Origin of the sequence: Lentzea sp. NPDC060358 (assembly GCF_042725365.1) — a bacterium.
Classification (GTDB): Bacteria; Actinomycetota; Actinomycetes; order Mycobacteriales; family Pseudonocardiaceae; genus Lentzea.
The window spans coordinates 1-13590 of sequence record NZ_JBHXCW010000209.1; the positions used below are offsets into that span (position 1 = coordinate 1).

Annotated in this window: 18 protein-coding genes; 8 read left to right on the plus strand and 10 right to left on the minus strand. The window is 70.1% G+C overall.

Annotated features, from left to right (window positions below; translation table 11 throughout):
* Positions 1 to 151 precede the first annotated feature (151 nt).
* The 7 genes from ACFWGZ_RS31970 to ACFWGZ_RS32000 all read right to left on the minus strand — a co-directional run bounded on the left by ACFWGZ_RS31970 (position 152) and on the right by ACFWGZ_RS32000 (position 6112).
* A complete protein-coding gene (locus tag ACFWGZ_RS31970; RefSeq protein ID WP_382455310.1) occupies positions 152 to 1015 on the minus strand; it encodes an aldehyde dehydrogenase family protein in 864 nt (287 codons plus the stop codon).
* Complete coding sequence (locus tag ACFWGZ_RS31975) at positions 1008 to 2435, minus strand: aldehyde dehydrogenase family protein (protein ID WP_382455311.1); 1428 nt, start codon at positions 2433 to 2435, stop codon at positions 1008 to 1010. The genes ACFWGZ_RS31970 and ACFWGZ_RS31975 overlap by 8 nt, the downstream gene beginning before the upstream one ends.
* A 6-nt stretch (positions 2436 to 2441) precedes the next feature.
* A complete protein-coding gene (gene deoC, locus ACFWGZ_RS31980; protein WP_382455312.1) occupies positions 2442 to 3398 on the minus strand; it encodes a deoxyribose-phosphate aldolase in 957 nt (318 codons plus the stop codon).
* An 87-nt stretch (positions 3399 to 3485) separates the two neighbouring features.
* Positions 3486 to 4142, minus strand: a complete 657-nt coding sequence (locus ACFWGZ_RS31985) for a DUF1707 domain-containing protein (protein ID WP_382455313.1) — start codon at positions 4140 to 4142, stop codon at positions 3486 to 3488.
* A gap of 19 nt (positions 4143 to 4161) precedes the next feature.
* Positions 4162 to 4359: a hypothetical protein gene (locus ACFWGZ_RS31990; protein WP_382455314.1), complete on the minus strand. Its 198-nt coding sequence runs from the start codon at positions 4357 to 4359 to the stop codon at positions 4162 to 4164.
* Between the two features lie 116 nt (positions 4360 to 4475).
* On the minus strand, positions 4476 to 5468 hold the full coding sequence (locus ACFWGZ_RS31995; RefSeq protein ID WP_382455315.1) for a Gfo/Idh/MocA family protein: 993 nt from the start codon (positions 5466 to 5468) through the stop codon (positions 4476 to 4478).
* A 32-nt stretch (positions 5469 to 5500) separates the two neighbouring features.
* Positions 5501 to 6112, minus strand: coding sequence for a maleylpyruvate isomerase N-terminal domain-containing protein (locus ACFWGZ_RS32000; RefSeq protein ID WP_382455316.1), 612 nt, complete (start codon positions 6110 to 6112; stop codon positions 5501 to 5503).
* A 33-nt stretch (positions 6113 to 6145) separates the two neighbouring features.
* On the opposite strand from ACFWGZ_RS32000, the gene upp reads away from it, so the two are divergent.
* Complete coding sequence (upp, locus tag ACFWGZ_RS32005; protein WP_382455317.1) at positions 6146 to 6769, plus strand: uracil phosphoribosyltransferase; 624 nt, start codon at positions 6146 to 6148, stop codon at positions 6767 to 6769.
* 95 nt (positions 6770 to 6864) lie between these two features.
* The gene (locus tag ACFWGZ_RS32010) at positions 6865 to 8157 is read left to right on the plus strand and encodes a glycoside hydrolase family 18 protein (protein ID WP_382455318.1); all 1293 of its coding nucleotides are present in this window, start codon (positions 6865 to 6867) and stop codon (positions 8155 to 8157) included.
* Positions 8158 to 8256: 99 nt separating this feature from the next.
* Here the strand turns inward: ACFWGZ_RS32010 and ACFWGZ_RS32015 are convergent, their stop codons facing one another.
* Positions 8257 to 8838: a TetR/AcrR family transcriptional regulator gene (locus tag ACFWGZ_RS32015; RefSeq protein WP_382455319.1), complete on the minus strand. Its 582-nt coding sequence runs from the start codon at positions 8836 to 8838 to the stop codon at positions 8257 to 8259.
* Positions 8839 to 8894: 56 nt separating this feature from the next.
* Here ACFWGZ_RS32015 and ACFWGZ_RS32020 point away from each other — a divergent pair, with 56 nt between their 5' ends.
* The 4 genes from ACFWGZ_RS32020 to ACFWGZ_RS32035 are packed head-to-tail and all read left to right on the plus strand — an operon-like array spanning position 8895 to position 10894.
* A complete protein-coding gene (locus ACFWGZ_RS32020; protein WP_330850007.1) occupies positions 8895 to 9101 on the plus strand; it encodes a type II toxin-antitoxin system VapB family antitoxin in 207 nt (68 codons plus the stop codon).
* A gap of 32 nt (positions 9102 to 9133) precedes the next feature.
* Positions 9134 to 9520 carry a type II toxin-antitoxin system death-on-curing family toxin gene (locus ACFWGZ_RS32025; RefSeq protein WP_382455320.1) on the plus strand — a complete coding sequence of 129 codons (387 nt, stop codon included), beginning with the start codon at positions 9134 to 9136 and terminating at the stop codon, positions 9518 to 9520.
* A 34-nt stretch (positions 9521 to 9554) separates the two neighbouring features.
* A complete protein-coding gene (locus ACFWGZ_RS32030) occupies positions 9555 to 9932 on the plus strand; it encodes a MerR family transcriptional regulator (protein WP_382455321.1) in 378 nt (125 codons plus the stop codon).
* Positions 9933 to 9979: 47 nt separating this feature from the next.
* Positions 9980 to 10894, plus strand: a complete 915-nt coding sequence (locus ACFWGZ_RS32035) for an aldo/keto reductase (RefSeq protein WP_382455326.1) — start codon at positions 9980 to 9982, stop codon at positions 10892 to 10894.
* A 71-nt stretch (positions 10895 to 10965) separates the two neighbouring features.
* Here the strand turns inward: ACFWGZ_RS32035 and ACFWGZ_RS32040 are convergent, their stop codons facing one another.
* A complete protein-coding gene (locus ACFWGZ_RS32040) occupies positions 10966 to 11418 on the minus strand; it encodes a flavodoxin family protein (RefSeq protein WP_382455322.1) in 453 nt (150 codons plus the stop codon).
* 19 nt (positions 11419 to 11437) lie between these two features.
* On the opposite strand from ACFWGZ_RS32040, the gene ACFWGZ_RS32045 reads away from it, so the two are divergent.
* Together ACFWGZ_RS32045 and ACFWGZ_RS32050 are read left to right on the plus strand one after the other, a co-directional pair.
* Positions 11438 to 12064 (plus strand): class I SAM-dependent methyltransferase, encoded by a 627-nt coding sequence (locus ACFWGZ_RS32045; protein ID WP_382455323.1) that lies wholly within the window; start codon positions 11438 to 11440, stop codon positions 12062 to 12064.
* A 21-nt stretch (positions 12065 to 12085) separates the two neighbouring features.
* On the plus strand, positions 12086 to 12421 hold the full coding sequence (locus ACFWGZ_RS32050) for a hypothetical protein (protein WP_382455324.1): 336 nt from the start codon (positions 12086 to 12088) through the stop codon (positions 12419 to 12421).
* Between the two features lie 7 nt (positions 12422 to 12428).
* Here ACFWGZ_RS32050 and ACFWGZ_RS32055 read toward each other — a convergent pair.
* On the minus strand, positions 12429 to 13590 hold a 1162-nt coding region (locus tag ACFWGZ_RS32055; RefSeq protein ID WP_382455325.1), incomplete at its 5' end, for a phospho-sugar mutase.

Consider the following 13590-nt stretch of genomic DNA (forward strand, 5'->3'; position numbering starts at 1 on the left):
CCGCCGAAAAGCGTGGCGGTTTGACACCCCTGACCTGGTGCAGCGAGTGCTGGGCACGGCTCGTGACGGGACCACCCCACCGGAACCTTCTGTTTCAAGCCGAAGCCGGACTGCTCGGCTTCGCCATCGCTTGGCTCGCCTTCGGCTTCGTTTACACGCCCATCGGGTGCCAGACCGTCTTCGTCTCCAGGTAGGCGCGGATTCGCGACAGGTCTGGCGTGGCCGCGAAGTCCTCGCCCGTCTTGTTCCGCAGCACTCGCTTCACCGTGCCCGCCGCACTCCGCTCCAGGTCCGTGCGGATCGACTCCGGTGCGCCGGTCAGGTCCAGTGCGTTCACGTCCGCGTGCGATGCGAGCCACGGGGCGATCTCGGCGGTGCGGCCGGTGATGATGTTGACCACGCCGCCGGGCACGTCGCTCGTGGCCAGGACCTCGGACAGGGTGATCGCGGGCAGCGGGCGGTCCTGTGAGGTGATGACCACGGCCGTGTTGCCGCTTGCGATCACCGGTGCGATCACGGACACCAGGCCCAGCAGTGACGACTGCTGGGGTGCGAGCACCGCCACCACGCCCGTCGGTTCCGGGGTGGAGAAGGAGAAGTACGGGCCTGCCACGGGGTTCGACGAACCCAGGACCGCCGCGATCTTGTCCGTCCAGCCCGCGTACCAGACCCAGCGGTCGATCGCGGTGTCCACCAGGGACTCGGCCTTCTTCGCCGACACGCCCTCCGAGGCCGCCACCTCGGTGGTGAACTGGTCGCGGCGGCCCTCCAGGACCTCGGCCACCCGGTACAGGACCTGGCCCCGGTTGTACGCCGTGGCTCCCGCCCAGCCGCCGAAGGCCTTGCGGGCCGCGGAGACCGCGTCGCGGGCGTCCTTGCGGGAGCCCTGGGCGGCGTTGGCCAGGAACGTGCCCTTCGAGTCGGTCACCGGGTAGCTGCGGCCCGACTCCGAGCGCGGGAACTTGCCGCCGATGTAGAGCTTGTAGGTCTTCGCGACCGTGACGCGATCAGACATCGAGGTAGGCCTCCAGACCGGTGCGGCCGCCCTCACGGCCGAAGCCCGACTCCTGGTAGCCGCCGAACGGCGCGGTCGGGTCGAAGCGGTTGAACGTGTTGGACCACACCACGCCGGCGCGCATCCGCTGCGCCATCCAGAGGATGCGCGAGCCCTTCTCGGTCCAGATGCCGGCGGACAGGCCGTACGGCGTGTTGTTCGCCTTGGCCACGGCCTCCTCCGGCGTGCGGAACGTCAGCACCGACAGCACCGGGCCGAAGATCTCCTCGCGGGCGATGCGCATCGCCTGCGACACGCCCGAGAACACCGTGGGGGCGAAGTAGAAGCCCTTGTCCGGCAACGGGCACGACGACGTCCAGCGCTCGGCGCCCTCGGCCTCGCCCGACTCGGTCAGCTCCTTGATCTTGGCGAGCTGCTCGCGCGAGTTGATCGCGCCGACGTCGGTGTTCTTGTCCAGCGGGTCGCCGACGCGCAGCGTGCTGACGCGGGCGTGCAGCTTCTCGACGAGCTCCTCGGCGATCGACTCCTGCACCAGCAGGCGTGACCCGGCGCAGCAGACGTGGCCCTGGTTGAAGAAGATGCCGTTGACGATGCCCTCGACGGCCTGGTCGAGCGGGGCGTCGTCGAACACGATGTTGGCGGCCTTGCCGCCCAGTTCCAGCGTGAGCTTCTTGCCCGTGCCCGCCAGCTGCCCCTGGATGATCTTGCCGACGTCGGTCGAGCCGGTGAACGCGACCTTGTTCACGTCCGCGTGCCCGACGAGCGCGGCGCCGACGTCACCGGCGCCCGGGATGATGTTGACGACGCCCGGCGGCAGGTCGCACTGCTGGATGATGTCGGCCAGCACCAGCGCGGTGAGCGGCGTGGTCTCCGCGGGCTTGAGCACGACGGTGTTGCCGCACGCGAGCGCGGGCGCGATCTTCCACGCGGCCATCAGCAGCGGGAAGTTCCACGGGATCACCTGACCGGCCACGCCCAGCGGCTTCGGGTCCGGGCCGTAGCCCGCGTAGCCGAGCTTGTCCGCCCAGCCCGCGTGGTAGAAGAAGTGCGAGGCGGCCGTCGGGACGTCGACGTCGCGCGACTCCTTGATCGGCTTGCCGTTGTCGAGCGACTCCAGCACCGCGAGCTCGCGGCCGCGTTCCTGGATCTGCCGCGCGATCCGGTAGATGTACTTGGCGCGCTCGCTGCCCGGCATCTTCGACCACACGCGGTCGTAGGCCCTGCGGGCGGCCTTCACGGCGGTGTCCACATCGGACTCCGACGCCGTCGAGACCTCGGCCAGCACCTCCTCGGTGCCGGGGTTGATCGTCTTGAGCGGCTCGCCGGTGCCCTCGACGAACTTGCCGTCGACGAACATCTTGTACGAGGGCTTGAGGTTCGCGATGTCCCGCGACTCGGGCGCGGGGGCGTATTCCCACATGTCTACTCAGTCCACCGTCACGTAGTCCGGGCCGCTGTAGTGGCCGTCCAACTGGGTCCGCCGCTGCATGAGCAGGTCGTTCAGCAACGTCGACGCGCCGAACCGGAAGAGGTGCGGGTCGAGCCACTGCGGCCCGGCCACCTCGTGCACGGCCACCAGGTACTTGATCGCGTCCTTGGTCGCGCGGATGCCGCCCGCGGGCTTGACCCCGCGCAGCTCACCCGTCTGGTCCTTCCAGTCCCGCACCGCCTGCAGCATCACGTGCGTGACCGGCAGCGTCGCGGCGGGCTGCACCTTGCCGGTCGAGGTCTTGATGAAGTCGCCGCCGGCCAGCAGCGCGAGCCACGATGCGCGGCGCACGTTGTCGTACGTCACGAGCTCGCCGGTCTCGAGGATGACCTTGAGGTGCGCGTCCCCGCACGCCTCTTTGATCTTCACGATCTCCTCGAACACCTGCCCGTACCGGCCGGAGAGGAACGCCCCGCGGTCGATCACCATGTCGACCTCGGACGCGCCCTGCTCCACGGCGAACCGGGTGTCGGCGAGCTTGATGTCCATCGTGCTGCGGCCGCTGGGGAACGCGGTCGCGACGCTGGCGACGTTGATGCCCGTGCCCCGCAGGTCGTCGGCCGCCGTCTTCACCATGTCCGGGTAGACGCAGACCGCCGCGACCTTCGGCACGTCGGGCCGCTCGGGGTCGGGGCGCTTCGCCTTCGCGGCGAGGCTGCGCACCTTGCCGGGCGTGTCCGCGCCCTCGAGCGTGGTGAGGTCCACCATGCTGATGGCCAGGTCGATGGCCTGCAGTTTGGCGGCCTTCTTGATGCTCCGCGTGCCGAGGCCCGCGGCTCGTTGCTCGACGCCGACCTGGTCGACGCCGGGGAGCCCGTGCAGGAACCGCCGCAGCGACGATTCGTCGCGCACGGCGTCGGCCAAGGCCGACGGCGGTGTCGTGGGAGCAGCCATGCCAGGGAGTCTAAGCGGAATGGGACGCCCGTCCTAAGTGAAGGCCTTCCCGCAGCTCAGACCCCGTTTTACCGGGTGACGCGCGCCTCACTCGAGCAGTTCGCGCAGCACCTGCGACTTCTTTTTCTTCGGCCCCTTCACCTCGACGCCCGCCATGATGGCGAGCCCGGTGATCCGCACGGTCGGCGCGCCGGGGATGTGCCGGCGGCTCGGCACCCGTTCCTCGAAGGCCCCCATGAACCCGAAGCCGTCCACGTTGACGTTGATGTCGTCGGGCACCCGGATCTCGACGCCGCCCCAGAAGGCGAACACGCTGATCGTGACCTCCTGCTCGGCGAACCGGGCGTGGGTCAGGTCGAGCTCGATGCCGCCCATGATCGCGACGGCGTTGTGCATGCGCGGGACGACCCACTCGCCCTTGCGGTCGACGCCGGACCAGAATGCGACCGACACGGCGCTGCCGGACTGGCCGGGCACGACGCGGTCGCTCACCGCCGGCTGGTGCGCCGCCGACATCGGCACCATCGTGGGCTGCTGCATGCCGCTGAGCACGAGGTCGGCGGTGATGGGCGCGAGCTCGCCGTAGGTCTTGGCGGCGTAGACCGCACCCAGGCGCTCGTCCAGCTCGTGGATGTCGAGGCGGCCCTCGGCGGTCGCCTTGTGCAGCACCTGCGCGATCCGTTCCCGGTCCGCGTCCGAGGCGCGCATGTGACTCCGGTCAGCGGGTACCAGCTCGTCGCTCACCCGATCGAGTCTAGTGCGGCTACTTCCTGTTCGGTGCGTACTTGACCGTGATCGCCAGGGCCAGCACCAGGACGGCGGCGAGCGCCGACGCCAGTGCCGGGTGGTAGCCCCACGCCCTCGGCAGCACGCCGATCACCAGCCCCAGCGCGATCGACACACCCGCGATGACCAGCGGGGACTCGCACCACTGGCGTGATTGCCTCTGTTCCATCGTCATGGCGACACCTCCGCGTCTTGTCCGCCACGAGACACTTCGGTACCGCTTCGCCGGTTCTGGATTCCCGGATCGGGTTCCGCGGAGACTGGAACGGGTGGTGGGGTGCGTGACCGGTGTCAGGGGGTCGGCCGGCGCGGAGGCAGGCCCGCGGCCCGGTAGACCGCGTCCACCACGGCCATGGTCCGCACGGCGTCGTCCGCGGTGGTCGGGAACGGCTTGCCGTGCAGCACCGCGTCGGTGAACGCGTCCAGCTGGTAGGCGTAGGTGGGGCGCTTGCCGAAGGTCTCCGACGAGCTCCTGTTCCGCAGCCGCAACGACAACCGGTGGTAGGCGTGCGGGCTGAGCGGGTTGGCCACGCGCAGCGTGCCGTTCTCGCCGATGGCCTTCATCGACAGCTTGAACAGCGCCGAGGACCACATCGACGCGTGCACGGAACCCGTGTGGCCGGAGGGGAAGCGCAACGACGCGCGCATCGCCCTGTCGACGGTGGGGTCGCGCAGCAACGCCGTCGCCGAGCGCACCTCGGGCTCCTCGCCGCCGAGCAGGCGCACCATGTGGACGGCGTAACAGCCCGCGTCCATCATCGCGCCGCCCGCGAGCGCGTAGTCGTAGCGGATGTTGGAGAACACCGGCAGCGGGAAGCAGACGGACGCCTCGACGTGCCGCAGCGGCCCGAGCAGACCGGACCGCACGATCTCGTCCACGCGCGCGGCCAGCGGGTGGTAGCGGTAGTGGAATGCCTCCATCACCACGAGACCGGACGCGCCGGCGGCCTTCGCCACCTGCTCGGCCTCAGCGGCGTTGGCGGTGAACGGCTTCTCGCACAGCACGTGCTTGCCGGCCTCCAGCGCGGCGAGCGTCCACCGGCCGTGCAGGCCGTTGGGCAGCGGGTTGTAGACGGCGTCGACCGCCGGGTCCGCGAGCAGGTCCTCGTACGACCCGTGCACGCGCGGGATGCCGTGCTTGTCCGCGAACGCCTTCGCCTTCTCCGCCGACCGCGCGGCGACGGCCACGACCTCGGCGACCGTGGAGGAGCGGGCCGGGCCGATCACGGCGGTCGGCGCGATCGCGGCCGCGCCGAGCACTCCGATGCGCACGTGGTCTGTCACGCGGGCGACCCTACACCGGCGGTTAACGCTGTTCACTCCACCAGATCGGTGTCCCGGCACGGGAAGAACGGCAGCTCGTCGACCGGTGACGGGTCGGACCAGGCCCACGACTCCATCTGCCGGCGCGAGCGCCTGCCGAAGAACGCGCGCCACAGCTCGTAGCCGTCCACCTCCAGCGTGATCGGGCCGTCGCCGAGCACGCCCAGCTCGGTCTTGACGCTGACCTCCGGCAACCGGCGCGGCGTCATCCACACGAGCGTGGGCTGCCACGCGGTGTCGGGCAGGCGGTCGCGGCCGAGCGCCGCACGCAGGTCGGCCTCGTGCGTGATGGCGTCGAGCGCCAGCTGGAACGGGATGCGCGGCATCTCGGCGATCTTGTCGCCGACGGCGTTCCACTGCTCCAGCAGGTCGTCCGCGGCGACGTCCTCCCGTTCGGCGACGTGCCGGGCGGTCCACTCGTCCGACGGCGCCCCCTCCATCCGCCCGGTCACCAGATCGGACGCCGCGCCGGACAGGTGCGCGAGCACCTGGTGCACGGTCCACTCAGGACAGGCGAGCACGGTCCGCGCGAGCTCTTCGGCGCTCAGCCCCATCGTCAGGCCGACGACGCGCTGCCGTGCCTCGCGGTAGATCTGTTCGAACACCCCTTGCTCCTCCCAGCGGTTACGGTGTCGGGCATGGACGTCCTGGTGGTCGATCATCCACTCGCCAAGGCGAGACTCACAACCATGCGCGACGCGCGCACGGACAACGCCGCGTTCCGCGCCGCGTTGCAGGAACTGACCGTCATGCTGGTCTACGAAGCCATGCGCGAGGCGCCCCTGGCGGAGGACCGCACGCACACCCCGGTGGCCCGCACCACCGGCCACCGGCTGGCGAACCCGCCGCTGCTCGTGCCCGTGCTGCGCGCCGGCCTGGGCATGGCCGACCAGGCGCACAAGCTCATCCCGGACGCCCAGATGGGGTTCGTGGGGCTCGCGCGCGACGAGGACACGCTGCAGCCGACGCCGTACATGGAGTCGCTGCCGGAGGACCTCGCGGGACGGCCGGTGTTCGTGCTCGACCCGATGCTCGCGACCGGTGGCTCGATGGCCTACACGATCCGGCTGCTGACCCAGCGCGGCGCGACCGACGTGACGGCCGTGTGCGTGCTCGCGGCGCCCGAGGGCATCAACCACCTCGAGGACTCGAAGCTCCCGGTGCGGCTCGTCACCGCGTCGGTCGACGAGCGGCTCAACGACTCCGGCTTCATCGTGCCCGGCCTGGGCGACGCCGGTGACCGTCTGTACGGAGCGGTTTAGGACATACCTCCGATCGGACGTAGCAGTGGTCTAGACCTCAGGCCTATCGTGCTGTGGACCACATCGCCGCTGCCGCGATTCGACTAGGGAGTCACATGTCCAGACGGAGATGGGGTGTCGCCGCGCTCGCGGTCGGCGCCCTGTCAGCGTCGCTGGCCGTTGCGCCGGCGAACGCCGATGTCGAGACCAATGGGCACCACGGTTTCTCGAAGACCCGCACGGTCGGGTACTTCATCCAGTGGGGCGTGTACGGCCGGAACTTCCGCGTGAAGAACCTCGTCGACAGCGGGGCCGCGGCACGGCTCACGCACCTGAACTACGCCTTCGGCTTCCTCGACGAGTCGGGCAAGTGCGTGAGCGCCGACCCGTGGGCCGACTGGCAGATGCCCTTCACCGCGGAGCAATCCGTGAACGGCAAGGCCGACGAGGCCGGCCAGGTGCTGATGGGCAACCTGAACCAGCTCAAGCAGCTCAAGGCCAAATACCCCAGGCTGAAGGTGAACATCTCGCTGGGCGGCTGGACGGGCTCGCGCTACTTCTCCAACGCCGCGCTGACGCCCGAGTCGCGCGCCGCGCACGTCAGGTCGTGCACCGACATGTGGATCAAGGGCAACCTCCCCGGTCTGCCGGAGGGCGCCGCGAAGGGCGTCTTCGACGGCGTCGACCTCGACTGGGAGTGGCCCGGCAGCAACGGGAACATGGAACCGCCCAACGTGGTGCGTCCCGAGGACAAGCAGAACTTCACCAAGCTGCTCGCGGAGTACCGCAGGCAGATGGGCTGGAACCGCGACCTGACCGCGTTCCTGCCGGCCGACCCGAAGCAGGTCGACGCGGGCTTCGAGGTCGCGAAGGTGTTCTGCTACCTGACTTTCGGCACCCTGCAGGGCTACGACTACCACGGTGCCTGGGACACCCAGGCCAACCAGCAGTCCTCGCTGCGCGTGCCCAAGGGCGACCCGGCGCAGTTCGAGTTCAGCTCCGAGGTGACGGTCGACGCGTGGCTGCGCCGCGGTGCCCCGCGCTCCAAGGCCGTTCTGGGCGTTCCGTTCTACGGCCGCGGCTGGACCGGTGTCGCCCCCGGCACGCGCAACGGCCTGTTCGGCACGGGCACGCCCGCGCCGGCCACCTACGAAGCCGGCTACGAGGACTTCAAGGTCCTCAAGACGAAGCTGGCCGACCCGAGGTACCAGGTCCACCGCGACGAACGCGCCGGGTTCGCCTGGATCTACGACGGCACGACGTGGTGGACGTACGACGACGCGGCGGAGATGAAGCGCAAGGCCAGGTTCATCAACGACCGCAGGCTCGGCGGCGCGATGATCTGGTCGCTCGACGGCGACACCGCCGACGGTGAGCTCGTCAAGGCTCTCGACGGCGCCCTGAAGTAGGGGGCACCAGGGAAGAAGACGGACTGTCCTAACCGGACAGTTCAGCGGGTCCGGGGAGGTTTCGCGGCGGCCGCCTCCCCGGATTCCGCGTTTTCCGGTTCAGGCCAGCCAGCCTCTGCCGTGCGCGCGCAGCGCCAGCTCGTAGGTGGCGGCCGCGTCGACGCCGGGCGGCAGGTTCCCGTTGAGCTCCAGGCTCACCAGCCCGTGCGCGATGCCCCACATCGACAGCGCGATCCGCTCCGGGTCCTCGTCGCGGAAGACGCCCGTCTCGACCGCCCGCCGCACCGCGGAGCGCACGGGCGCGAACGTCCGGCCGGCCGCGCGGCTCATCTCCCTCGTCGGTTCGACGACCTTCGAGTAGAGCACCGAGTAGAACCGCGGGTCCGCGAGCGCGCTGCGCCGGTACGCCAGCCCGATCTGGATCAGGTCCTCGCCGGGGTCCCCGGTGACCGGCACCGCCGCGAGGTGCGCGCCGAACCGCGTGTGCGCCTCGTCGTAGAGGGCCTCGAGAAGTGCTGGTTTCCCGCCGAAGAGGGAATAGACGGCGGTAGTTGAAGTATTGACGTCCGTCGCGATTTTGCGCAGGCTCAGCGCTGCGGGTCCCGCGGTGCTCAGCAACTCGCCCGCCCGTTCGAGGAGCCGTCGTCGCAGAGCGTCGTCGTGGGTCCGGGGCCGGGGCATCGAGCAATCCTAACGGGCACTGGCCTCGGTGGTATCACATTGGTACCGTTGTCCGAATGGCGATGACCTTGCGGTTGACCGAAGAGGAGAACCTGCGGCTCGCTGAACTGGCGCAGGCCGAGGGCCGCTCCAAGCAGGAGGTCGTGCGGCTCGCGATCGCGGAGCGTTACCGGCGGATGCAGCAGGAGGAACAGCTCGGCGAGGTACTTCAGAGAGTCCTCCCCAAGTACCGAGGTCTTTTGGATAGGCTCGGATCCTCCTGACACTGTCGTACCTCTCTGATCAACTGGGTGCTGTGATCTCCTACCTCGACGCCGGGGACCTGTTAGTGCTGGCCACGGCCGTGACCGGCGGCGACCTCGTCGTCCGGGACATCGGCCTGCTGGACACCGCGGCCTACCGTCCCCGCGCCACCGTCCTCGGCGTGGAGGCGTACAACACGCTGTGGATGAAGTCCTCCGCCCTGCTCGACTCGATCGTGCGCACCCGTCCGCTGGTCGAGGGCAACTGGCGCCTCGGGTGGGTCGCCGCGGTCACCATGTGCGACATCAACGGCTACTGGATCGACGCCGACGAGGACGACGCGCTCGACCTCGTCCGCTCGCTGGGCCGTGACAAGATCGACGTGGCGGAGATGGCGGGTCACCTGGAAGCGTGGGGACTGCCGAAGGAATCTGCTTGACCTAGAGTGCACTCTAGGTCTTAGCGTCGGGTGCGTGAGTTACTCGATAGCCCAGGCCGCGCAGCGCAGCGGGTTGTCCATCGACACCTTGCGCTACTACGAACGAATCGGGCTCGTCGACCCGCCCGCACGGGACTCGGGCGGGCGTCGCAGCTACTCGGAGGACGACCTCGGCTGGCTGGCCTTCGTGACGCGCCTGCGCACGACCGGCATGCCGATCCGCATGATGCGCGAGTTCGCGCAGCTGCGACACCGCGGCGACCTCTCCGCAGGCCGCCGCAAGCAGATTCTCGTCGACCACCGCGCCGACGTCCGGGCCCGCATCGCGGAGCTGCAGACGTGCCTCGAGGTGCTCGACTACAAGATCGACCACTACGCGGTGGTCGAGCAGGACTTGGAGGCGACGGCGTGAGCCGTTCATTGGGATCGCTCGAGGTCGGGCCGCAGGGCCTCGGCTGCATGGGGATGTCGGAGTTCTACGGCGCCGGCGACGAGCAGGAGTCGATCGCGGTCGTCCACCGCGCCCTCGACCTCGGCGTCACGCTGATCGACACGGCCGACATGTACGGCCCGCACGTGAACGAGGAGCTGGTCGGCCGCGCCATCGCCGACCGGCGGTCGGAGGTCGTGCTGGCCACGAAGTTCGGCATCGTGCGGGAGGGCGGCGGCCGTTCCATCCGCGGCGACCGCGACTACGTGCGCTCGTCGGTCGAGGGGTCGCTGCGCAGGCTCGGCACCGACGTGATCGACCTGTACTACCTGCACCGCGTCCCGGCCGACACCCCGATCGAGGAGACCGTCGGCGCGATGGCCGAGCTGGTCGCCGAGGGCAAGGTGCGGCACCTCGGCCTGTCCGAGGCGGGCGCCGAGACGCTGCGCCGCGCGCACGCCGTGCACCCGATCACCGCGTTGCAGAGCGAGTGGTCGCTGTGGTCGCGCGACATCGAGACCGAGATCGTGCCCACCGCCCGCGAGCTCGGCGTCGGCCTCGTGCCCTACTCGCCGCTCGGCCGCGGCGTGCTGACCGGCCGGTTCGCCTCCGCCGCCGACTTCGGCGAGGGCGACTTCCGCGCCACCAACCCGCGGTTCTCCGGCGCGAACCTCGACGCGAACCTGAAGATGGTCGCCGAGCTGCGCGCGCTGGCCGAGGACCGCGGCGTCACGGCCGGGCAGCTCGCGCTGGCGTGGGTGCAGCACCGCGGTGACGACGTCGTGCCGATCCCGGGCACCAAGCGGATCAAGTACCTGGAGGAGAACGTCGCGGCGGCGTCGCTGGAGCTCTCCACCGACGACCTGGCCGCGATCGAGGCCGCGGTGCCGGCGTCGGCCGTGGCGGGCGACCGGTACCCCGACATGAGCAGCGTCGGGCGTTAGAACACACGTTCGAATTCATCCCCAGGGTTGTCCACAGGGTGGGGACAAGAGGCTGTGGACAACCCCGGGAATCATGTGGACAACTGGGCCGCAACCGACGCGCCGAGCTCCCAGCACGCCTGCAGGTCGGCCTTCGTCGGCGCCCCCGTGACGACCACGTGCCCGGCCGCCTTCTCCCAGCCCAACCCGGTCGTGGCGGTCTCCACGCTGCGCACTGCACCGGTCGTGTCGTCGTTGCCGTGCACGAACAAACCGAACGGACGGCCACGCGTGGAATCGAGACACGGGTAGTACACGGTGTCGAAGAAGTGCTTCAGCGCACCGCTCATGTACCCGAGGTTCGCGGGCGTGCCCAGCAGGTAGCCGTCGGCTTCGAGAACATCCACAGCGGTTGTGGACAACGCGGCGCGGCGGACCACCTCGACGCCCTCGATCTCGGGCGTGGTGGCACCGGAGAGCACGGCCTCGAACATCGCCTGCACGGCGGGCGACGGGGTGTGGTGGACGATCAACAGCCTGGACACGCCGAGCAACATAGCCCTCGTGACCCGCGCCTCCTACGACGTCGTCGCCGCCAGCTACGCCCGCCTCCTGCCCGACGCGCACGACGGCCGCCCGCTCGACGCCGCCGTCATGCGCGCGTTCGCCGAGCTCACCGAGGGGCCGGTCGGCGACCTCGGCTGCGGCACCGGCCGCATCACCCGGTACCTGCACGAGCTGGGCCTGGACGCGTTCGGCGTCGACCTCTCCGACGGCATGGTCGGCGAGGCCAGGCGCCTCCACCCGCACCTGGAGTTCACGCAGGGCGACATCACGGCCCTGGACCTGGCGGACGACAGCCTCGGCGGCGCCGTCGTCTGGTACTCCACGGTCCACATGCCCGCGAGCGACGTGCCATGGCACGAGTTCCACCGGGTCCTGCGGCCTGGCGCCCACCTCCTGCACGCCTTCAAACTGGGCAACCGCAGGGTGCACCTGCCCCACGCCTACGGCCACGACGTGGACCTCCACGTCCACTGGCACGACATGGACGAGACCGTGACGAACGCGACGGCCGCCGGGTTCGACGAGATGGCCCGGCTGCAACGTCGGAGGGGTGTGGACGAAGGGGGACCGCAGGCGTTCCTGTTGCTCCGGAAACGGAACCCCGGAGCCGGAAGCACGTCTTAACGGGTGTAAACAGGAGGGACCATGAAGACCACCGCCCTTATGACCACCAGTCCTCGTCAGCGTCGCATCACCTGGGGCTTCGGCCTTGCCGTCGGCATCGGCATGATCGGGTTCGGGCCGCTCTTCGCGTCGCTGTGGCCGGGGTTCGACCACAGCCCGTGGGACGTCAACACGATGTTGCTCGGACTCGGCGTGGGGCTCTGCACGATCGCGTACATCTTCGGGCGGATCGCCGTCGCGGCGGTCACCGAGGGGCGCCGCAACGCGGTGAGCCCGCCGACCAGAAGGGCCTACTTCGTGGCCGGCGGGGGTTTCGTCGTCGCCGCGCTGTGCCTCGCGATCGCGATGGCCGGTTGAGCCGGCCCTAGCCGACCAGCTCGGTCACCCGTTCCCGCAGCGCGGTCAGCCGGGCCCGACCGGACGCACGGGCGGACTCCAGTCCGTCCGTGACCGGTTCGACCACCTCCAGGTACGCCTTCAGCTTCGGTTCGGTGCCGGACGGGCGCACGATCACGCGCACCCCGTCGGCCGTCCACCGCAGCACGTCGGCGCCGGGGAGCAGGTCCTCGGCCGCGAAGTCCGCGGGCGGGTCCGCCCGCAGCCGCGCCATCGTCGCGCCGATCAGGCTCAGGTCGGTGTAGCGCAACGACACCTGGTCCGTCAGGTGCAGGCCGTGGTCCGCCGCGAGCTGGTCCAGCGCGTCCAGCAGCGTGCGGCCGGAGGCCTTCAGCCCGGCGGCCAGGTCCGCGGCGACGACCGCGGCCGAGATGCCGTCCTTGTCGGCGACGAAAGCGGGGTCGACGCAGTTGCCGAGCGCCTCCTCGTAGGCGAACACGAGACCTTCGCCCGCGCGCGCCAGCCACTTGAAGCCCGTCAGCGTCTCCGCGTACCGGGCGCCGTGCGCGGCGGCGATCGACTTCAGCAGCGACGACGACACGATCGTCGTCGCCACCAGCGGGTCCGCGGACTCCGTGGTGGACAGCACGAGCGAACCGAGCAGCACGCCCGTCTCGTCACCGCGCAGCATCCGCCACGTGCCGCCGTCCTTCACGCCGAGCGCGCACCGGTCCGCGTCCGGATCCAGCGCGATGGCGAGGTCCGCGTCCACCGACGCGGCGAGCGCGAGCAGCTCGTCCGACGCGCCCGGCTCCTCCGGGTTCGGGAACACCACGGTCGGGAAGTCCGGGTCCGGCACCGCCTGCGACCGCACCACGTGCACGTCGGTGAAACCCGCGCGCCGCAACGCTTCCACGGCGAACGCGCCACCGACGCCGTGCATCGGCGTCAGGGCGATCTTCAACGACCGCGCCTGGCCGGTGGGCAGCGTCGAGATCCGTTCCAGGTACGCGTCGACCTCGGCGTCCGGCACCGTCGTGAACGACGGGCTCCGCGGCACGGACACCGCCGCCGGCACCGACTCGATCGCCTTCTCGATCTCGCCGTCCGACGGCGGCACGATCTGCGAACCACCGGTCAGGTAGAGCTTGTAGCCGTTGTCCGCCGGCGGGTTGTGCGACGCCGTGATC

What these genes read in the sequence shown, in the direction of transcription:
- ACFWGZ_RS31970 (WP_382455310.1), bottom strand. Translation starts at nt 1,015, where the DNA reads ATGTCTGATCGCGTCACGGTCGCGAAGACCTACAAGCTCTACATCGGC.
- ACFWGZ_RS31975 (WP_382455311.1), bottom strand. Translation starts at nt 2,435, where the DNA reads ATGTGGGAATACGCCCCCGCGCCCGAGTCGCGGGACATCGCGAACCTC.
- deoC (WP_382455312.1), bottom strand. Translation starts at nt 3,398, where the DNA reads ATGGCTGCTCCCACGACACCGCCGTCGGCCTTGGCCGACGCCGTGCGC.
- ACFWGZ_RS31990 (WP_382455314.1), bottom strand. Translation starts at nt 4,359, where the DNA reads ATGACGATGGAACAGAGGCAATCACGCCAGTGGTGCGAGTCCCCGCTG.
- upp (WP_382455317.1), top strand. Translation starts at nt 6,146, where the DNA reads ATGGACGTCCTGGTGGTCGATCATCCACTCGCCAAGGCGAGACTCACA.
- ACFWGZ_RS32010 (WP_382455318.1), top strand. Translation starts at nt 6,865, where the DNA reads ATGTCCAGACGGAGATGGGGTGTCGCCGCGCTCGCGGTCGGCGCCCTG.
- ACFWGZ_RS32015 (WP_382455319.1), bottom strand. Translation starts at nt 8,838, where the DNA reads ATGCCCCGGCCCCGGACCCACGACGACGCTCTGCGACGACGGCTCCTC.
- ACFWGZ_RS32020 (WP_330850007.1), top strand. Translation starts at nt 8,895, where the DNA reads ATGGCGATGACCTTGCGGTTGACCGAAGAGGAGAACCTGCGGCTCGCT.
- ACFWGZ_RS32035 (WP_382455326.1), top strand. Translation starts at nt 9,980, where the DNA reads ATGGGGATGTCGGAGTTCTACGGCGCCGGCGACGAGCAGGAGTCGATC.
- ACFWGZ_RS32050 (WP_382455324.1), top strand. Translation starts at nt 12,086, where the DNA reads ATGAAGACCACCGCCCTTATGACCACCAGTCCTCGTCAGCGTCGCATC.